Here is a 21,281-nt window from a genome sequence, read left to right on the forward strand (position 1 = left end):
TTTGCTAGCTAGGATTAGGACAAGCAAGGAAGGCAAGGAACCTACCCACTAGGTGCCGAGCCTTCTTTCTTTTTGTCCCGATATTGGCCGGGTGTTAATCCTTCTTGCTTGCGGAACGAACGAATGAAATTTTGGGAATTGTTATAGCGCAGCTTGGAAGAGATATCTTTGATCGGCATATCGGTTTCGGACAGCCATTTCTTAGCCATGTTGAACCGGTATGTCGACAAGTAGTCACTGAAGGAACAGTTCGTTTCTTTGCGGAAAATACTGCTCAAATAATTCGCATTATAATGCAGCCGGGAGGCGCACTCCTCGAGCGTCAGGTCGGTATCATAATAGTGCTGCACGAGATCAATAATCTTCTCGGAAATGTTGTGGTACTGGGCATCCTGCCGATCGCGATAAATGCGAATCAGCGGGTGAATGACCTCTGTCCAGAACCAGTCCTCGATTTCGGCAGTCATATGCAGATTCAGGAGCTCCTCGAAGAGGGACCCTTTGTTCGGATGAATCTGATTCAAGCTGATTCCGGATTCCTGCATCACCATGAGCAGGTTGTTGAGCAGTCTTGCCAGTGGAATTTGATACTCCTGCGGCGTCAGCGGAGCTGCGAATACGGCTTGCAGCAGCTGTTTCAGCAGCTCTTTGGACTTATCCTTTTCGGCAAGCTTGATGGCATCAATCAATTCATTTTCGATCGGCTTCGGATAGTTTAAATTCAGGTAATGCTTCCCTGAGTTAATATTTTCGTACTGAATGATGATGCCCTCACCCAGCTTGATGCGATGCTTCAAAGCCTCCAGACCTTCCCGATAGGCAATCGACATCTGCGAGAAAGCTTGAATCGGGAGACTCATCCCTATGCTGACATGGAGATTCAGAAAGCTATAGATATGCTGCTGCATCTGCTCGGTTAATGCATATACCGTATTGCGAAAGGCAGCTTCTTCGCTATCGGCACTTCCAATCAAGGTGACCACGGTCTGGTCTATAATGATGGGAGCGAGACGCTGCTGGGAAGGAATCAGTTCCTCGATCATATTGTGCACAGCGAAGAGCAGCAGCTCCATATTCCGTTTTTCGTAACGCGTATTATCGATAGAATCGATCTGCATCGTGATCACTGACATCGTTTTCCACTCTTCAATGTGCTTGTTATAGCCGAACTGCGCCAGCTTCTCCAGCAGCTCGCTCTGTTTGATATGCCCTTGAAAAGCCTTGATTAAGAAAAACGTCCGTACCTGGCCGATATGCTGGTGGACTTCTCTTTCCAGTTGGGACTTCGATTGGAACAAGGTATGGACATGCTCGCTGATCATCTGGAACTCGTTGGCCTTCCGCTTCTGATTCACGGTCACAAGCCCTCCGATTTGGTTCAAAAGAAGCTGGATCGGCGAATACATTTTGCGCGAACCTAGCCAAGCTAGGACCATGGAGAGGAGCAGCATCAGGACGCATACATAGATCGTATAGGTTCCAATTTTACTGGATTCCTTCGTCAAACTGTCGATGGAGGTTAAGGATAAGTAGGTCCAGTTGTTGAGGTTGGAACGCAGGAAGCTGACGGAATAGGGCTTCTCGTTAATATCCGCTGAGAACTGGCCCATTGGCGCCTCTAACTGCTTCAAATCTGTAAGGCCAGCTTCGGTTATAGATTTACCGATGAGATTTGCATCCGGATGCATGAGAATCCGATTCTGTTCGTCCATAATCAGGATGTCATCCAGATTCTCGGTATCATTTTTAATCAGATCCTGCAGGCTGCAGGCAGGAATGTTAGCCAGAGCCAAGCCGTATTTCTCCAGACCGGTGGTGGGCAGCTTTTTAACTAGAGAAATACTGTACTCACAGGTAACGCTTCGCGCATTTTCTTCCGTGAAAAACCACTTGGATGGATTAAGCGTCCAAACGCTGTTCTCCTGCGTGTTCATCAGACTCATAAGCTTATCGTGATATGGGTAGCTGTCATAGCGGTACAAGCCCGAATTCTTAATCATCCAGTTTTCCCTGGCATTGATCAAGATGACATCTTCCAGTTTGGTATCAAAAGATTGCATATACCGAATTTCGCTGCGCAGATCGTCATACATCATGAAATCGTTTACAGTAAGGGGCATGTCCATCGCCTTTTTGAGTACGGTGGAATTGATGACCTGATTAAGTGTATGGTTGACAGTCGTTAATTTCTGCTCTACATTGGAGTTGATTTGGGTGATCAACTGCATTTTACCTTCGTTGACATTCTTTTGAATTTCGCTCGACGAGGTGACGAAGGCGAAAGCGCCGATGAAGATCACCGGCAGAGTGCTGAGCAGGAACCCGAATATGGTCATTTTGCTAAGGAAACTTAAAGAGCGCATCGCATCCAACACCTATCTATCTTGAGGATGATTATTCAGACTATCTATGTATTGTAGTCAAGACAGGCGTTAAGAGCAACAATCATCTGAGTGACGGATAATCATTTTCTCTGAATTTGACTATAAAACACCGCTGCTATAAGGGAGGATCTCACATGAGAACAAGTTTATATGGCAAGGGTTTCAAGCTTTTTGGTCTCCTTTTGATAGGACTGCTGATGGTTATTTTGAACAGTGCTTGTGAGAAGAACAGCTGGGAAAAGGCAGATGATGTGAACGGAAACCGTCCGGTTATTTCGATCATGGCACCGCTGCATTTTCCGCATCCGCCCATCCCTGAACTCGTTCAGGAAATCGAGAATCGCACACAAACGAAGCTTGATCTGAACTGGGTTCCGGACGGTATATATACGGATAAAATGAACACCGCGCTCACCACAAACTCTTTGAAAAAAGCAACCTATGTGAAATATACGGACTACATGCTGATGAAAAATTCGATCCGTTCCGGTGCATTCTGGGATATCGGACCTTACTTGGCGGCATACCCGAATCTGAAACAGCTGAACAAGGAAATTTTGGGACAGGCAGCTGTCGATGGCAAAATCTATGGGCTGTATACCGAGCGGCCTTCCTCTCGTCAGGGCATTATTATTCGTGAGGATTGGCTGAACAATCTGAAGCTGGCCAAGCCGACGAATCTGGATGAGCTATATCAGGTATTGAAAGCTTTCACGTTCGGCGATCCCGATCTGAATGGGAAGGTAGATACCATCGGTCTGACCGACCGGAATGATTTGGTGTTTGGTGCGTTCAAAACGATCAGCTCTTATTTCGGTACTCCGAATAACTGGGGTACTGATGCCGCTGGGAAACTAGTGCCTGAGTTCGAAACCCAGGCCTACGTGGACACGATGAACTATATGAAGAAGCTGTATGAGGAGAAGCTGATCAATGCTGATTTCGCAGTCACCAGTAAGGAAGTTCAGCGCGATAAACTAATTCGCGGCATTGCGGGCGTCTATATTGGCAGCATGCAGGATGTGCAGCGTCTTTCGGATGAAGCTCAGCTCATTAACCCGAAGGCGAAGCTCACGCTCGTGAACCATATCGAAGGACCGATGGGTTTTAAAATTTGGTCGATTCCCAATTATAGTGCGCTCTACCTGTTCTCGAAAAAAGCGATTCGTACCGAAGCGGAATTGAAGCAGATGCTGCAATTTTTTGATCGCACGATGGATAAAGATGTCGCCAACTTGATGAAGTACGGGCTGGAGGGACGTCATTATACAGCCAAAGGGGATCAAGTTCAACTCTCGGAAGAGACCTCTAAGCTCCGTGTGAATGAAGTGAATGCGCTGTATGCACTCATGATTGCTGATCTGAACAATCCGAAGGTCATGCGCGTCTCGGAGAGCGAGTCCTTGTCGCAGCTCGCGGATCGGCTGAGCTTGGACAATGAGAAAAACGTCGTCAAAGACCCGACCGTTGGTCTAGAGTCGAAGACCTACGACGAGCGAGGCGTCGAATTGTACAAAATTGTATCGGACGCTACGTACAATTACATCTTGGGGAAACTGGACAAAGCCGCATTCCAGCAAGAAATTGAGCGCTGGAAGCGGAGTGGCGGCGGTCAGATGATAAGAGAGTACAACGAGGCTTATAGTAAACGAGGTTGATGATGGGAAAGATGAGGAAACCGCTGGCGCTGTTGCGCGGCGGTTTTTTTTGCGTTTTGGTTTGCTGCTGGAGGAGATGAGCGGCCTCGGGGGAGGCCTGGTCTAGGCTGAGACGATGATTTTCATCGTTAAAGTTGCGTATGAGCGTGTACGAGTACGTGTAGCGATGAAAAACATCGCTACAGTAGCAGGAAGAGCGGATAATCATCTCCCCGACCGATAATCATCATCTCACATCCCATGCCAAACGGGGTCTAAATGAGTAAATGATTATTTCGGTACCTCCCTACGGCCGTGTAGTGTGGAACTTGTAGCACACAACAATTTCGCGGAGGTCTAACCAATATGAAGAGAAAATTAGTCTCGATTCCACTTAGCGTTCTGCTTGTTTCCAGCTTTGCGCTGGCAGCTTGCTCAGACGGGGGGAAGTCAACTCCTGCAGCTACGACTGGTGTGGTAGAGTCGCCTAAAGCAACAGCAGACAATAAACCGACAGCAATCACGATTATGGCACCGCTGAACACAGCACAAACGCCGCCGGATACGATTATTAAAGAACTCGAAAAGTTAACGAATACGAAGTTAACGTATCAATTTTTCCCGGCGGATACGTATGAGGAGAAGCTGAATACGACGTTCGCTACAGGCGCAATGCCGCAAGTCACTTACCTGAAAAACCAGGCAACATTTATTCAGATGAAATCAGCCATTCGTGACGGACAATTCTGGGAAATTGGTCCTCTACTGAAGGACTTCCCCAACCTGAGTAAATTGAAATCTACGACCAATGATAATACGAAAGTGGATGGCAAGCTATACACACTTTATCGCGGTGTAGACATTGCCCGTCAAGGCCTCATCTATCGAAAAGATTGGGCGGATAAGCTGGGACTGAAGCCACCTGCAACAACGGAAGATTTGGTTGCCATGATGAAGGCGTTCACTGAAAATGATCCTGACGGCAACGGCAAAAAGGATACTATCGGCTTAACGGATCGTAATGATCTCATTTACGGATCTTTCAAAACCGTTGCTACTTGGTTCGGCGTACCGAACAATTGGGGCCTTAAAGATGGCAAGCTGCAGCCTGAGTTCATGTTCCCCGAATATGTAGCGACAATGGATTACTACAAGAAGCTGCGTGATGGTGGACTTATCAACAAGGACTTCGCAGCTACAAGTAAAACCGATCAACAGAAACTGTTCACGAATGGTACAGCTGGTATGTATATCGGTGCCATGACGGATGTTTCGTCTCTTAATAAAGATTTGATCAAAAACGTGACTACCGCTGTGGTGGATGTGCATAGTATGGTCGCTGGGCCAAGCGGTAAATTCGCGGCATGGGCTCTTCCTGGCTATGCGAACGTCGTTCTGTTCCCGAAATCCGCTACAAAAACAGAAGCTGAGCTAAAGAAGGTCTTGGCCTTCTTTGACAAAATGATGACGCCTGAAGTTGCCAACGTTGCAAACTGGGGCATTAAAGATACTAACTACAGCGTAATCGACAACAAAGCGAAGAAGCTGGATGAAGAGAAATGGACACGCGAGGTTAAGCCTTTCACGGACGCGGCCATTGGTGATGAAGATACTTCCGGCAGATACTTGGGTATTCCTACGATTCCTGCTCAAGGTAAGGCAGATGAACTTAAGATTGCCAATCTGAAGTTTGCTGTGCAGGATCCAGTAGCTGCTTTGGATTCGAAAACGAACCAGGAGAAGGGCGTCCAACTTCAAGATGTGATTAAAGATGCAACGAATAAATATATCTATGGCACGATTGATAAGGCAGGTTTTGATAAGGCTATTGAAGATTGGAAGAGTCGTGGAGGCAGCAAAATTATCGAGGAATACAACGCTGTTTATAAAAAATAATGAGATAGTCGCGAATCATGCAGGTTGAAGGCGGGAAGGCTGCTGATCTTGCAGCAGTCTTCTCAGTGTAAATGAATCGCCCGGAAAGGAAGAAGTCGTATGCAGGAAGTGAATATAGCACAACGTGTGGTGGCTGGGAAACAAAGCAGTGAGCTGGGTAGACGACTCTGGAAAAACAAATGGATCTATGTCATGCTGCTGCCGGGAGTCTTATATTTTCTCGTTTTCAAATATATTCCCATGTACGGATTGATCATTTCATTTCAGAATTATAAACCGTTTAAAGGGGTTAGCGGGAGTGAATGGGTCGGTTTAGAGCATTTTCGGCGGTTATTTACAGAGCCGGATTTCTTGATTATTTTAAGCAATACGTTAATTTTATTTGTCATGAATCTCTTGTTTTATTTCCCGATTCCTATCATTCTGGCACTCATGCTAAATGAAGTCAGAGGGGATCTTTTCAAAAAAGTATTTCAAACGATCGTCTATCTTCCTCACTTTATGTCCTGGGTCATTATCGTCTCGATCAGTTTCGTTATGCTGACGATGGACGGCGGAATTATCAACGATATTATTGAGTTTTTCGGTTTTGAAAAGATTAATTTCTTGTTAGCTCCGGAATGGTTTAGACCGATCTATATTCTTCAGGTCATTTGGAGAGAAGCGGGTTGGGGCACGATTATTTATCTGGCGGCGATTGCTTCTATCGATCCTCAATTGTATGAGGCTGCCCGTATGGATGGTGCAGGACGGATTAGACAAATATGGCATATTACATTGCCCGCTATTCGAAGTGTCATCATTGTTTTGTTAATTTTGAAAATTGGTGCGGTTCTCGAACTCGGTTTTGAACATGTCTACTTGCTTCTTAACTCCATGAACCGAAATGTTGCGGAGATCATTGATACTTATGTATATACGGCAGGGTTAAAACAAGGGCAGTTCAGTTACAGTGCTGCTATCGGATTGTTCAAATCGTTTATTGGACTTGTTCTGGTTATGTTAGTTAACCGAATTGCCAAGAAGATGGGTGAAGAGGGCGTTTACTAGGAGAGAACAGGAGGTTTACACCATGGTAGAAGATAAAACGCTAGGCGGAAGAATGTTTGGTATCATCAATTACTTGTTACTGACAATCATTGGTCTCATTACGCTTATCCCCTTTGTACACGTTGTAGCGGGTTCCTTTACGACAAGCGCGGAAATGGCTGCCAAGAAATTTGTCATCATTCCGACGGATTGGAGTATAGAGGCATATCGATTCATTTTCTCAACGAATACTATTTTTAAAGCCATGGGTGTTTCGATTGGTACCACGCTTGCGGGAACGATCATAAGTATGTTTATCACAGCTCTGATGGCCTACGGTTTGTCCCGTAGAGACGTTGATGGAAGAAAAATCATTATGTTTCTTGTTGTGTTTACAATGTTGTTTCACGGCGGGTTGGTTCCGACCTTCCTGGTTGTGAAGGAATTGGGGATGATCGACAGCTATGCGTCGTTGATTCTTCCTTCTGCGATTAGTGCATTTAATTTAATTATTTTGAAAAATTTCTTTCAAAACATTCCAGAGGGACTCGAAGAGTCGGCTAAGATCGATGGATGCAGCGACTTTGGAATCTTGTTCCGAATTGTGCTGCCCCTATCGATGCCTGCTATTGCAACCATCTCGTTATTCTACGCCGTGACGTATTGGAACACTTACCTCAGCGCGATTCTTTACTTGAATGAGAGTGCGAAGTGGCCGATTCAGGTCCTCCTCCGACAAATTGTCGTGCTCGCTAGCGGGATGGATGTCAGTGCGGATTTGGATAGTGTCACACCGCCTCCTGCACAATCGATTAAGATGGCTGTTATCGTCGTTGCGACTTTACCGATCTTGTGTGTGTATCCGTTCTTGCAAAAGCACTTTGCTAAAGGGGCTATGATCGGCTCCATTAAGGGGTAAGGAAGGGATTTCAATTAATCCAAAAATCTATGTAGACATAGAGAGGAAAATTCAAAATGACTCAAACTTTAATTAAATCACCCATCGAATGGGCAATAGCTGCCTGCGATTCAATTATGAGCACGTACACGCCTATGGAGCTGCCGCCTGCCGAGCGCTGGCATTACCACCAAGGTGTTTTCTTATGCGGCATGGAAATGCTGTGGGAAGCTGAACAAGATGATCGCTATGACGCCTACATTCAGGCGTACGTGGATGGTTTGATCGACGAACACGGCAATCTCTATTTCGCGCGGGATGAGCTGGATGCGGTTCAAGCGGGGCTTTTGTTGTTTCGATTGGAAAAACAGACAGGACACAGCAAATACCGAATCGCTGCGGATAAGCTGAGAAACTTGCTGAACACGCTGAATCTTACTTCGGAGGGCGGTTACTGGCATAAAGATAAATATGCCTACAACATGTGGTTGGACGGCTTGTATATGGCGGGTGTCTTCTCATTGAAATATGCGAATGCATACGGAGACCTTGGCTTGCGTGGAACCGCGCTGCATCAAGAGAAACTAATGCGTAAATATATGAAAGACGAAGAGACAGGGCTTCTGTACCATGCCTGGGACGAAAGCCGGAAGATGCCATGGGCGAATGCCGAAACTGGCTGTTCACCGGAATTTTGGGGCCGCTCACTCGGCTGGTATGGCCTAGCGGTTACACAATTCCTTGATGAGCTCCCGGTGGACGAACCAGGGCGCGAAGAGTTAGTTAACTCGTTGCGTGATTTCGTCCATGCCTTGATTCGTTATCAAGATCCGGAGAGCGGACTCTGGTATCAAATCGTTGACAAGGGTGGTCAATCCGATAACTGGCTGGAGACATCCTGTACGAATCTGTTCGTATACACGATTGCCAAAGCGATTAAGCACGGGGTTGTCGGTCAAGAATGTGTAGACGCAGCTGTGAAGGGATATGAAGGACTGATCCGAACGCTAAAGTTCGACGAGCAGGAGCGGGTGATATTGCCGCTGATCTGTATCGGGACGTCAGCAGGCGATTATGAGAACTATGTGACTCGTCCGACTAGCGAGAACGACCTGCATGGCGTTGGCACATTCGTGATGGCCTGTGTAGAAATGGAGTCACTCATGAAGTAAGGATCCTAAGAGCTTAAATTGAGTTTTATACTAAAAAGGCTGGACACATATTCGTGTTCAGCCTTATTTTTAATAAATTTAGTAAATCGTTATTGGCTTTGTCGCAATTTAGAGTCTCTGTGCGATATTGACTTTTGGTGAAAGTAAGCTGCTACCAGTAACAAACTAGGTATTACAAATTGTAAAGGAAGTTGAACATAGGTCATGTTAAATTTAAAACCAATAGCTAGGTGCTCGGCATATGTTTTTGTCATGACATGACCAAGAGGGGCAATAATCGCTGCAATCGGAATAAGAACATAATGGTAACTCTTCAAATTAAATAAATGGGCTGTTCCAACTGCGGCGCAATAGATGTAAACACCAACTTTGAAAAACCCCCCTGCTACCATTAGCAGAATAACTACTGCATCGATCCGCTCAAGAAAATCCGCCACCGAAGCCATTCGTATTGTCGATAAAAGAGGATAATTTAACATACCGTACAACTGAGGTCCAAGAACGGAGATCATGCCTACGATATTAAGCGATAATAAAACTCCTGCTGTCAAAACTGCAGTCATCCCCACCTTTTTAAGCTTCGTATTATCTTTTAACGTTGGCCAAATCATAGTGAATACGACTAATTCCCCAAAAGGAAGGCTGGTAAGGGTTGGGAATGACTCTTTCCATACGTTTTTTATTCCTGTACCAAGTACAGGTGTAAGCTGTTTCAGGTCTACAACTCCTGAAGCATAAACGATGATCCATGTGCTAAAGGATATTAATAGAACACCGGGAACCACCATTTCAGCCATCCTTCCAAACACTTCAATACCCCCGCGGAGCGTATATATAATTACGGCTACAAAAGTTGCAAGAATAAAAATTTCTGGGGTTCCAACTAAGATTGTAGAAAGCATAAGATCGGAGAAATCTCGACTGATCCTTGCAGCTTGAGAGGTAAAATAAATAATATAAGTGATACTGAGTGGATATCCAATGTACCTACCTGAAATTTTTTGAATGATTTGGATCAAGGAATCATTTGGATAATACCCAGACAATTTGGTGTAGACGGACATTAAAATAAGCCCCAACACCATGCCTATTAATACGGCGAGCCAAGCATCTTGTTTAGCTTCCGCTCCTAACGCAAAAATGACAGCACTTCCTATTTCAAAAGCTAACATCATTAGAAAGAGTTGTTTGATACCTATTTTCTCTTGATTCATATCGCCCTCACCTTAACATCATACATAGAATTTACTATCAAGCCATACAAAGTCATCCTATTTTGTGAATTAGATATCATTATTAGCGTTCGCCTTCTTTTTAAACGAAAGTGTTAGGAATTAGGTATTATTTACCTTCATTTGTCGAAAGATAATAGTTGGAAATAGCCAATAGAACAACTCGCTTGTCAGAGGAGAAATGATGAAGAATATTCGTGATTTATGTTTTTTCTCCGTGCTCATCGCTTTTATTGGATGGTGTATGTATTTCTACTTACAGGAAATTACGTCAAAATTATTAGTCCATCTACATATATACACTTTCACTGTTTTGGAAATGATGTTGGCTGCAATGGGAGCCTTCTACATGGTTGTTATGGTTGTTATGTCGATCGGTTATCTTTTCGTAATGGTGGTGAAAAAATAAAGGCTTAAAAGTGAGGGGGATTTAGTATGGGAAATGGAATCCTCACGGACCCATTGAAAAGTGATCTGCTTAGCACGGATCTTTTACAGAATATTGGACAATTGAAAACGATCTTTGATCGTTCTTCTGACATTGTGTTTAGGGATTTTCAAGTAGGTGCGACACAAAAAGGGACGCTTCTTTTTTTAGACGGCCTTGTCAATATGAAATTGATTGACGATGATGTCATAAAACCTCTGTTGGAATACGGGAAAAATAATTTGACACAACCTATATTTCGTTATGAGGAAATGGAAAATTTGCTTCAGGATCAAGTGATTTCTGCTGCGCAGGTAAGCAGTGGGGCCAATTTTCAAGATGTGATAAATCATGTGCTATCCGGGGATACCGCATTGATTCTTGATGGTGCAGAACGAGCTTTATTCGTCAGTGCAAGAGAATGGGAGTCCCGTGCGGTTGAAGAACCAGCGACAGAAGCGGTGATCCGCGGTCCTAGGGACGGATTTACGGAAAACCTGCGGACCAATACCAGTCTCATTCGCAGGAGATTGAAAACCCCCCAGCTAAAAATGGAAGCGATGAAAGTAGGAAGGTTATCAAGAACTGAGATTGTCATTACTTACTTGGATCATATTGCTGATGAATCTCTGGTGGCGGAAGTTCGCGAAAGAATCGGCAGGATTGACATCGATGCGATTCTTGAAAGCGGATATATCGAGGAATTAATTGAAGACACTCCGCGTTCCATTTTCCCCCAGGTGCAGAGTACGGAAAGACCGGATAAAGTCGTTGGCAACTTACTGGAAGGGAAAGTAGCCATTATCATCGATAATACGCCTTTTGCCCTGTATGTTCCGGTTACCTTTTATGAAATGCTGCAGGCGAGTGAAGATTATTATGGGCGCTTTATGATTTCGACGGCGATCCGCTGGATCCGCTTTTTGTTTTTGGTGATTGCCTTGTTTTTGCCATCTCTCTATATTGCTTTATTAACATTTCATCAGGAATTGGTTCCGTCAACCCTGTTATACAGTGTGGCTTCCTCCCGTGAAACGGTCCCCTTTCCGGCTATTATCGAAGCATTGCTAATGGAAATAGCCTTTGAAGGATTGCGAGAGGCTGGTGTGCGCTTGCCAAGGCCGGTAGGACAGTCGGTGAGTATTGTCGGAGCTTTGGTCATTGGTCAGGCCGCCGTTCAGGCGGGTATTGTTTCCGCCCCCATGGTTATTGTCGTATCCATCACCGGTATCGCTTCTTTTATCATTCCCAGCTTTAGCCAGGCGGTCGCGATCAGAATGCTGCGTTTTCCCATGATGTTTTTAGCGGGATCACTGGGATTATATGGAATTCTATTAGGCATATTGTTTATCATGAGCCATATGTGCCGCCTTCGCTCCTTCGGCATGCCCTATTTGTCTCCATTGGCCCCTTTACATTTTGGTGATTTTAAAGATGTGCTTGTACGGGCGCCTTGGTGGAGTATGACGAATCGTCCGGAAGAGGGAGCAAAAAGAAACCCGCAGCGAATGAAAAGGTCCATGCGTCCCGGTCAGCCGAACCGCAAGGAGTAGGATTTTCTACGGAAGGGTAATGTTGGATGAAAACACGAATTTTATTGGGATTGATCCTTTTGATGATGCCGATTCTCTCGGGCTGCTGGAGCCGGATTGAGGTCAATGACCTTGCATTTGTAACCGCGGCAGGAATCGATAAGATGGAGGATGGCAAAATCCGTTTAGCGCTGCAGGTGGCTATTCCGCGGATGTTAGGCGCCGCAGGCCAAGGGGGCTTTGGTGGGGAGAAAGACATAGGAGCCAAAGCTGTATGGGTCGTTTCAGAAAAGGGGGAAACGATTTTGGATGCCTATCGGAGACTCCAAGAGAAGCTGCCGCGCCGAATTTTCTTTTCCCACAGCGGTATTATTGTTATTGGCGAACAAATGGCTCGAGACGGTGTTTCACCGATACTCGATTTTTTTATTAGACAACGGGAAGCGCGAATGCGCAGTTACATCATATTCACAAAAGGGGAGTCTGTAAATATTCTCAAGTTTGTTCCCAAACTCGAAAAAATACCGGCTGAAATCATGAGAGAGCAAGTGAAACAGCACATTGGTGTAAGGATAAATCTGAAGGATTTTGTCCATATGCTTGTGACGGAAGGTATGGAACCGGTTGCTGCTGAAATGGAACTCGTTTCTTCGAACTTAGCGAATGCAGAGGATTCCAAGGCGCCATCTCCCTCAAATCTGGAAACCAACCTGTCGATCAAAGGATCAGCGATATTCAAGAAAGATAGATTAGTCGGTTGGATGAATGATTTAGAGACACGAGGAGCTCTTTGGCTTCGCAAGGAAATGAAAACGGGTGTTGTCACCGTAAACATTCCGAAGGAAAAGGGAAATGGAAAAATAAGTGTTTATATATTGAAGGCCGAGACACAAATCACTCCTATTCTTAGCGATGGTGAATTAAGCGTGGAAGTGAAAGTAAGAGCTGAGAACGAACTTTATGAGAATAACTCGAAATTGGATGTCAGTGATCCTAAAGTGATTCATTTTGTGGAAAATGAGTTGGAAGAGGATCTCAAACAAAGAATCCAAATCGTACTCGATATGGCGCAAAAAAAATTCAAATCAGATATTTTCGGATTTGGCATTGAAGTGGAACGGAGATATCCAAAAGAGTGGAAGAATAAGTATAAAGAACATTGGGAAGAAGAATTTTCAAAGCTGAAAGTCAATATCATTGCTGATATGACAATAAACCGTACAGGTTTAACGAATAAACCTTTGATTTTGAAAGTGAAGGAGTCCGAAAAATAATGAAAGTCATTCTGGTTGTAGTTCTTTTTGGACTTCTTGCTTCTCGAGATGTGCCGGGATTGATTAGGAACAAAAAGTATCGTAAAGATCTGGTTATATACAGTTTTTTGATGATGGCAGGGATGACATTGAGTTTTCTTGCTGTTTTCCATGTTTACCTTCCGATCTGGCCGCATGGTTAAAAGGGGTATCGTACATCAATAGTAACGGGAAGTAGAAAACGAGGACGTCCGTCAGGACGTCCTTTTCATGTTTCTTACGTTAGAACAATGATAATTAAGGAATCCCGAATATACCAAACTATGATAAAATAAAACCTAAATAATAGAAATACACATAGATTCGGAGTTTGCTAGGGAGAGGGTTTGCCGGAGCGCGCCATCAGGAGGTACAGGATATGAGAAGAACGTTAGCCGTAAGCGATATACATGGCTGTGTGGATGAATTCAAGCAATTACTCGATAAAGTACATTTTAATGCCGAAGAAGACCAGCTGGTGCTGCTTGGTGATTACGTGGACCGAGGGCCGCAAAGTAGGGAAACCGTGGAATTCGTTATGCATTTAGTACGCGAAAAGGGAGCGATTGCTCTCAAAGGGAATCATGACCAACGTTTCGTGGATGTTCTGGGGGACGTAGATTCACTAACGGAAATGAAGTTTTTTGAACATGGTGGTATCCAAACGTTTAAAAGCTTCTGCGGGGCCGAGGCTCTTGATTTGAAGCAATCGAAAGAACGAATCCGAGGAAAGTTCAGCGATCATATTTCATTTCTAAATAATCTTCCGTTCTATTATGAGGACGAGACGCACATTTATGTTCATGCTGGGCTTAACCCTGCATTTTTGGATTGGAAAACCCAACCAGAAAGGGACTTTATGTGGATTCGAGCTCCTTTTGTCCAGCAGCGAACCGTCGTTAAAAAAACAGTCGTTTTTGGGCATACGCCGGCTAAGGATATTCACGGGAAAGCAGATGTTTGGTTTGATCGTGATAAAATCGGCATTGATGGCGGCTGTGCTTACGGCTTGCAAATCAATTGCTTGGAAATCAAGGGCAGGAATCAGTACAAGACCTATTCGGTTGCTTCCAAAGGAAGTTGGAGATAGTCGATGGGATAGCATCGGGCAAGCCTTTGAGCAAGAAAGATCAAGAACCGTTATTTTAAATAGCTTACACTGTGTTTAGAATGCTGGAGGGGGCAACCGATGGACACCGATTACTTTGTGCAGATTCAGAAGACTTTGGATTATATTGAAGATCACCTTTCTGAGCCTTTATCTGTTGCTTGTTTAGCTCAAGTCGCTTGTTTCTCTGAATTTCATTTTCATAGAGTCTTTCAAACCATGGTGGGAGAAGCTGTGATGGAGTATGTTCGGAAAAGAAGACTAGCGAGCGCGGCCTATCAGATCGCACATACGGAGAAGAAGTTAATCGATATTGCCCTCGACAATGGGTTCCAGTCCCACGAGAATTTCACTCGAGCATTTAAAAAAGTTTTTGAACGTACGCCGCTTGCTTACCGTAAACAAGGCATATTGACGCCAGTTTATGCGAAAGCGAATGTGCTGCAAAGAAAATTCAACCCCTATTTAGGAGGAATTCGAATGGAATATCAACTGAAGACGAAGCCTGCTTTTAAACTGATTGGCTATGAACTGAAAACGTCCTGCAAAGAGGGAAGAAACCATCGTGAAATCCCTGCATTCTGGAGCTCGTATTTACAAGAGGGCAAGGGAAATCGCATTACCAACCGCGTACATGCAGATTCACAAGTTGAGCTGGGCATTTGTACGGATTTCAATATGGAGACTGGGGATTTAAGTTATATCATCGGGATGGAGGCAACTGGTTTTGAAGGTGTGCCAGCCGATCTGGTGAGCCGTGAATTTCCGGAGGCCAATTATGCGGTGTTTACGACACCTAAGGTGACTCAGGACCAGTTTGCTGCATCCATTCAGAGCACGTGGAAGTCCATTTTTGAAGAGTGGTTTCCTCATTCCGGCTATGAGCATGCAGGTGGCGCGGAGTTCGAATTGTATGATGAACGCTGTAACCCATCCCGAAATGAGCTCATCCAAATGGACATTTATATTCCGATCAAGGAAAAATAGATCGGCATGTCTGTAACAAATAGGAATCATTTGTAACAAAAATGACATCTGGTTTTCAGCTTGATTTAAGGTTCGGGGCCTATACTGAAATTCGACCCCCTTTTAAATATATATACTTGAAGACCCGCAGCCCGTTGCTGTGGGTCTCTTTTTTTGCGTCTGGGTTTGGAGAGTGAGCTTATGGTGAGAGAGTGTAGAGCGTTCATCTTAGGAAAATGAACCTAGTTTAAGTAAGGTGACAGGGCAATTGTTAAGAAAAGACAGCAGAATAAAACGTGTCTATTTGCAAGTAAGCAGTGGCAGGATACGATGATATCGCCGGCACAACAGCAGGCTCACATTTGGAAAGGGTGAACACAACATGGAGGAAAGAGTGACCGGCTTAAATAAGAAGCTAAGCCAGCGGAAGCCAATTCCAACCAAGCCGATTCCGTCCACATTCCGAGGCCGCTTGATACGGGATCGACATTTGTACCTGATGCTTCTGCCTGTGATTGGATTTTATCTGCTATTTAAATATGCTCCGATGGCCGGCGAGATTATTGCCTTCAAGGACTACCGATTCGCCGACGGCATCTTTGGCAGCAAGTGGGTAGGGCCTAAGCACTTCATAAGCTTGTTCCAAAGCATCGATTTTTGGAGAGTACTAAGAAATACGTTGCTGCTCAATGTGTACAGCCTTGTTTTTGGATTTCCGGTACCCATACTGCTCGCGCTTCTGCTTAATGAAGTACGCAAGGAGTGGTACAAACGGACCGTTCAAAATCTGCTCTACTTGCCCCATTTCATCTCATGGGTTGTTCTTGGGGGCATCTTCATTGCTATGCTTTCACCAAGCACGGGTGTTGTCAATTTGGTGCTGACGAAGGTGTTTGGCATCGAGCCTATTTATTTCATGGCTAGCTCCGGCTGGTGGCCAGTTGCTTACACCTTATCAGGCATATGGCGGGAAGCGGGTTGGGGCACGATTCTTTATCTGGCTGCAATGGCCTCGATTGATCCGCAGCTGTATGAGGCGGCCAAGATGGACGGCGCATCGAAGCTGCGTCAGATTTGGCATATTACATTGCCCGGCATCCGCAGCACAATCGCTATCCTGCTCGTTCTCCGCATGGGGCACATGATGGATGTGGGGCTTGAGCAGACACTGGTGCTGCAGAATATGTCCGTCTTGGATGTTGCAGATGTAATTAGTACATATGTGTACCGTGTCGGTTTGCAAAATATGAACTACAGCTATACGACCGCCTTAGGGTTGTTCCAATCCGCTGTTGGGTTGATACTGGTCGTAGGCGTAAATAGATTGACTCGAGCGTTCGGAGAACGGGGGTTATGGTAAGCGATGCAAAGTTTATATAAAAAGCAATCCCTTTTATCCCGTTTAGGGACGTCAGCTAATTATGCGATACTCGGCTTTCTTTCGTTAATTGCCTTATACCCGTTCTGGTATGAGGTCGTATCGTCCTTCAGCAGCAGCAGGGCTATTACAGCGGGTGAGGTGACATTGTGGCCGGTCGAATTCAATGCGGAGGCCTATAAGCGTCTTTTCCAGGATGGACAGCTCTTTGTAGCGATGTGGAATACGGTGCTGGTAACCATAGTCGGCACAGCGCTCAATGTGACACTTACTTTACTGGCTGCGTATCCGCTTTCCAGACGAAGACTGATGGGGCGTAATGGGCTGCTCATTTTCATCACCTTCACCATGCTGTTCGTTTCGGGCGTAATCCCGAATTTTATACTAGTTAAATCATTAGGATTTATGGATACCTATTGGGCTTTATGGCTTCCCTCATTAATCAGTACGTACAACATGTTTGTGATGAAAACGTTCATGGAGGGCTTGCCGGAGGAAGTGGAGGAATCAGCGTCTATTGACGGCGCAGGGGACTGGCGAATTCTGCTTCAAATCATTTTGCCGTTATGCAAACCGATCATAGCTGCCATCTCACTCTTTTATGCCGTAGGCTGGTGGAATTCATACTTCAATGTATTACTGTACGTTACCAAAACAACCAAGCAAACCTTAACGCTCAAGCTCTATCAAATGATCCTGCAGGTGGATCAGAATCTACTGGATCAAGGAGCCGGAAGCGAGGGTGTTGCAGAGATGACGCTTACTCCCGAGGGTATTAAAGCGGCTGCGATCGTCATTGCCGTTACTCCCATTTTGCTCGTTTATCCGTTCTTGCAGAAACATTTTGTCAAAGGCGTCTTGATTGGATCGGTTAAAGGCTGATATCTCGGGGCAATAGTCCTTGATATATACCACACAATATTTAGGGGGATGGAACCATTGAAAATGACTAAACATGCGTGGAAACCAGTTCTTGCAGCAAGTATGTCTTTAGCAGTACTAGCCGCTTGCAGTACTAATACGACTACAGAGGGGGGCAGTTCAGCAAAGCCTCAAGGAAGTGCAGCTGCTACGACAACTGCGGCCGGTCCGAAGAAAGAAATCAGCATCTCCGCTTTTGATCGTGGAACAGTAGCCGCAGAGGAGGGCAGCTACGAGAGCAACCGTTGGACAAAGTGGATGAATGAGAATTCGCCGGCTAAGGTAACCTGGGTGCCAGTACCTCGTGCGCAAGCTCAACAAAAGCTGAGTACCCTGGTGGCTTCCGGGAGCGCACCTGATCTCATTTGGGAGTATGATCGTAATTATATTGCGCAATTGGCCAACCAAGGTGCCATACAACCGATAGACAGCTTTATCGAGAAATATAGTACGACTTTGAAAAAGTATCTGAAGGAGCATCCTGAGCTCGAATCAGCATCGACGATTAATGGAAAAATGTATGCCGTTACCAGCAGCAGAAGTATAGAGGGGCTTGCCAACCACGGGATGTGGATTCGTCAGGATTGGCTGGATAAGCTGGGCTTGAAGGCGCCGACGACAACGGAAGAATTGATCGAGGTGGCCAAGAAATTTAAGGAAGCGGACCCGGACGGTAACGGCAAAGCAGATACAGTGCCAATTGCGTTTAATGGCAACGCTGTGCAAATCATTAGAGCTCTCTTTTTCGTGAATGAGAATCAATGGTATTTGGAAGAGGGCAAGCTCAAGTTTGGCAGAACGTTGGATCGTTATAAGGACTCCGTTGCTTATCAGAAATCATTGTTCGATCAAGGCTTGCTGGATAAAGAGTATATCACGGATAGCAACTTCCAGCGCGCGCGTCAAATGTTGACAACTGGCAAGGCGGGTATTTACTTTGCTGGTTGGGATATTCAGAACGAATTCATGGATCTCAAGAAGAACGTACCAGATGCCAAGATGGTTCCATTGGAGCCAGTAGCCAGTAAATATGGCAAGAACGGCTTGTATCAAGAACTTCCGGCGAATATTCTGGTAGCCTTTAACAGTAAAATGAAGGAGGATAAAATCGAATCCGCTGTTAAATTCCTCGATTGGATGATGGAGAAAGGCGATATGGCGATGAAGTTCGGCGAGGAAAACGTCCATCACAAGCTAGTGGATGGTGTGATTCCGCAAAAAATCGACGCTGATAAATTCCGGAAGGAAGTTGGCTACGCTGCTGAGTATGCGATTGTAACTGATTTCAGCCTGAAAGCCGAGTGGTTCCCGACCATGGCTGCTCAGGATGCGCTCTCCCAGGAGTATGCCAAATTGAAGACACAGTCGCTAGGTGTGGCACTCAAAAACAAATATCGCAGAGACATAGCCTTTAGCCCGGATATTCCGGAAGTAAGCCAACTGATCGCCACGTTCCATCCGATTGCTACGCAAATCGAGGTGAAAGCCGTAACTGGAGGCGGTGCATTAACCCCAGAGGCTGCAATGGATGAGGCGCGTAAAGAGTGGAAACGTCTTGGTGGAGATAATGTGGAGAAGCTTGCACAAGAGTGGTATGAGAAGAATAAAGAGTTCTTGAAATAATCAGTGCACGCCAATTGGGAGGGATTGTTCCAGCATGAGCGTAAATGAGACTATTCTTGATCATAAAGCACATTTGATAAAGGCAATCAAAGCCAAAGAAAGCGAGTATGATTCTCAGATCAGTATGCTTCGTCGGCCTTTTCATAGCCCGGGGTATCATACTACGTTAACGGCGAAGGATCACCCGACGACTCATCCGACTTATCAATCGCTGCTCTATGCGGTTGGCTTGCTAAATACGGAAATGAAGGAATATGAACAGAGGGCCTATGATATCATTAGCCGCCTGTTATCTTTGCAGGATCGGAATCCGCTAAGTGATACCTATGGGATATGGCCTTGGTTTTATGAAGAGCCGCTTACACAGATGGCTCCTCCTGATTGGAACTGGGCGGACTTTTGCGGCAAGGAGCTGCTGCTTACAGTACTTCGTCACGGTCATAAGCTGCCTGAAGCGCTGAAAGATCAGATCGGAGAATCGGTAAGCTTTGCATGCGACGCGATCATCAAACGGAATGTAGGGCCGCACTATACGAATATTGCGATTATGGGGGCATTTGTGACCTTGATCGCCGGTGAGCTGTATGAACGGAAGGATTATGCTGATTATGGGCTGGAAAGGCTAGAGAAGCTGCAGCAATATACAGCAAGTCTAGGGACCTTCCAAGAATTCAACAGTCCTACTTATTCTGTCATTGCCATTGTGGAGCTGTCGAAAATCCGCGAGTATTCCCTCAATTCTCGTGCGAAAGACATAACCGCCGAATTGTTAGACATGGTCTGGCGAATGGTGGTGGAGCATTATCATCCGGTCTCCCAGCAATGGGCTGGTCCGCACAGCCGCAGCTACAGTACCTTACTGACGAATAAGGCCAAATCCTTCCTGCAAGTCGCTACCGATAACAAGCTGGTTTTCTTTGCCTCTGACGATTTGGATTATGATGCAGAGTGGTTTGGCAGCGGAATCAAATGTCCGAAACAATACATTGAGCAGTTTACCCGAGTAGAGGTACGTGATCTTAGGCAGCCTTATTATCGCAATGAAGAGACCGGATTCGTGAAGTGGGCGGAGACTTACATAACACCACAGTATGCGATCGGAGTGTTTAGGAAAGAGATCATGTGGAATCAAACAAGAGGAATGGTTGCATATTTCGATAATAACGGGCAGCCGACCTATCTGCAAATGCGCTGTTTACATGATGGGTACGATTATTGCTCGGCTGTTCTAAGTGTTGCAGCGAGCCGAAACCAACTGCTGTTAGGCGTAAACTTTCTGACGAACGGCGGGGATACACATCCGATTTTGGATCGTATCCAAGGTCGTATAAAGGCAACTGATTTCCGGATTCGAATGGAATTTGGCGGTTGCTTGAAGCGTATGAGCATTGAGCAGGAAGGCGCTGTGGCGCAAGTGCAGATTAATGGACTGCCACTGCACTTCGAAAGCTTATATGCTGCCTTTGAGGGTACTGGAGAGAACCAACTGCGCTGCGGCGACAAAAGCGTATCCTCCGTTAACTGGGAATGGAGCAAACAGGGAGACACTTATGGACTAGATCTGGTTATTTACACAGGTGAGCGGCAAACAATAGACTTCCAAGCTATGGACAAAGCTGCGTTAATATTCTCGTTAGCTATAGGTGACTCGGTGAAGGAATTGCCTTTGATTGTCATTGAAGAAGAAGCGGAGCAAGTGACAGCAAGGCAGGCTGACAATCGTGCGGACGGCTCGCAGCAACAGCTGTCGATTTCCTTGAAGCCGAATGACAAGCATCCGAACTAA

Annotated in this window: 16 protein-coding genes; 14 read left to right on the top strand and 2 right to left on the bottom strand. The window is 45.4% G+C overall.

Going from position 1 to position 21,281, the window contains the following annotated elements:
* Window positions 1-41: 41 nt before the first annotated feature.
* Window positions 42-2,363 (bottom strand): AraC family transcriptional regulator, encoded by a 2,322-nt coding sequence (locus QFZ77_RS07470; protein ID WP_307438098.1) that lies wholly within the window; start codon window positions 2,361-2,363, stop codon window positions 42-44.
* A gap of 155 nt (window positions 2,364-2,518) precedes the next feature.
* Between QFZ77_RS07470 and QFZ77_RS07475 the strand changes: the two genes are divergently transcribed.
* The 5 genes from QFZ77_RS07475 to QFZ77_RS07495 all read left to right on the top strand — a co-directional run bounded on the left by QFZ77_RS07475 (window position 2,519) and on the right by QFZ77_RS07495 (window position 9,016).
* A complete protein-coding gene (locus QFZ77_RS07475) occupies window positions 2,519-4,042 on the top strand; it encodes an extracellular solute-binding protein (RefSeq protein WP_307438100.1) in 1,524 nt (507 codons plus the stop codon).
* A 345-nt stretch (window positions 4,043-4,387) separates the two neighbouring features.
* Window positions 4,388-5,917 (top strand): extracellular solute-binding protein, encoded by a 1,530-nt coding sequence (locus QFZ77_RS07480; RefSeq protein ID WP_307438102.1) that lies wholly within the window; start codon window positions 4,388-4,390, stop codon window positions 5,915-5,917.
* A gap of 99 nt (window positions 5,918-6,016) precedes the next feature.
* Window positions 6,017-6,967 carry an ABC transporter permease gene (locus QFZ77_RS07485; protein ID WP_307438104.1) on the top strand — a complete coding sequence of 317 codons (951 nt, stop codon included), beginning with the start codon at window positions 6,017-6,019 and terminating at the stop codon, window positions 6,965-6,967.
* A 22-nt stretch (window positions 6,968-6,989) separates the two neighbouring features.
* Window positions 6,990-7,865 (top strand): carbohydrate ABC transporter permease, encoded by an 876-nt coding sequence (locus QFZ77_RS07490; RefSeq protein WP_307438106.1) that lies wholly within the window; start codon window positions 6,990-6,992, stop codon window positions 7,863-7,865.
* 56 nt (window positions 7,866-7,921) lie between these two features.
* On the top strand, window positions 7,922-9,016 hold the full coding sequence (locus QFZ77_RS07495) for a glycoside hydrolase family 88/105 protein (protein ID WP_307438108.1): 1,095 nt from the start codon (window positions 7,922-7,924) through the stop codon (window positions 9,014-9,016).
* An 89-nt stretch (window positions 9,017-9,105) separates the two neighbouring features.
* Here the strand turns inward: QFZ77_RS07495 and QFZ77_RS07500 are convergent, their stop codons facing one another.
* Window positions 9,106-10,230, bottom strand: coding sequence for a GerAB/ArcD/ProY family transporter (locus tag QFZ77_RS07500; protein WP_307438110.1), 1,125 nt, complete (start codon window positions 10,228-10,230; stop codon window positions 9,106-9,108).
* A gap of 453 nt (window positions 10,231-10,683) precedes the next feature.
* Between QFZ77_RS07500 and QFZ77_RS07505 the strand changes: the two genes are divergently transcribed.
* From QFZ77_RS07505 to QFZ77_RS07545, 9 genes are all read left to right on the top strand, one after another.
* Window positions 10,684-12,228: a spore germination protein gene (locus QFZ77_RS07505; protein ID WP_307438112.1), complete on the top strand. Its 1,545-nt coding sequence runs from the start codon at window positions 10,684-10,686 to the stop codon at window positions 12,226-12,228.
* Window positions 12,229-12,254: 26 nt separating this feature from the next.
* Entirely contained in the window at window positions 12,255-13,481 is a 1,227-nt protein-coding gene (locus tag QFZ77_RS07510) for a Ger(x)C family spore germination protein (protein ID WP_307438114.1), read from the top strand.
* A complete protein-coding gene (locus tag QFZ77_RS07515; protein WP_307438115.1) occupies window positions 13,481-13,663 on the top strand; it encodes a hypothetical protein in 183 nt (60 codons plus the stop codon). Before QFZ77_RS07510 ends, QFZ77_RS07515 begins: the two co-directional genes overlap by 1 nt.
* A 215-nt stretch (window positions 13,664-13,878) precedes the next feature.
* A complete protein-coding gene (locus QFZ77_RS07520; protein WP_307438116.1) occupies window positions 13,879-14,589 on the top strand; it encodes a metallophosphoesterase family protein in 711 nt (236 codons plus the stop codon).
* A gap of 99 nt (window positions 14,590-14,688) precedes the next feature.
* Window positions 14,689-15,594, top strand: a complete 906-nt coding sequence (locus tag QFZ77_RS07525) for an AraC family transcriptional regulator (RefSeq protein WP_307438119.1) — start codon at window positions 14,689-14,691, stop codon at window positions 15,592-15,594.
* A 361-nt stretch (window positions 15,595-15,955) separates the two neighbouring features.
* Entirely contained in the window at window positions 15,956-16,933 is a 978-nt protein-coding gene (locus tag QFZ77_RS07530) for an ABC transporter permease (RefSeq protein ID WP_373462574.1), read from the top strand.
* 3 nt (window positions 16,934-16,936) lie between these two features.
* Window positions 16,937-17,833 carry a carbohydrate ABC transporter permease gene (locus QFZ77_RS07535; RefSeq protein ID WP_307438121.1) on the top strand — a complete coding sequence of 299 codons (897 nt, stop codon included), beginning with the start codon at window positions 16,937-16,939 and terminating at the stop codon, window positions 17,831-17,833.
* 63 nt (window positions 17,834-17,896) lie between these two features.
* Window positions 17,897-19,495, top strand: coding sequence for an extracellular solute-binding protein (locus QFZ77_RS07540; protein ID WP_307449318.1), 1,599 nt, complete (start codon window positions 17,897-17,899; stop codon window positions 19,493-19,495).
* Window positions 19,496-19,529: 34 nt separating this feature from the next.
* Entirely contained in the window at window positions 19,530-21,281 is a 1,752-nt protein-coding gene (locus QFZ77_RS07545; RefSeq protein ID WP_307438123.1) for a hypothetical protein, read from the top strand.

The organism is Paenibacillus sp. V4I3, from assembly GCF_030817215.1.
Lineage (GTDB): Bacteria > Bacillota > Bacilli > Paenibacillales > NBRC-103111 > Paenibacillus_E.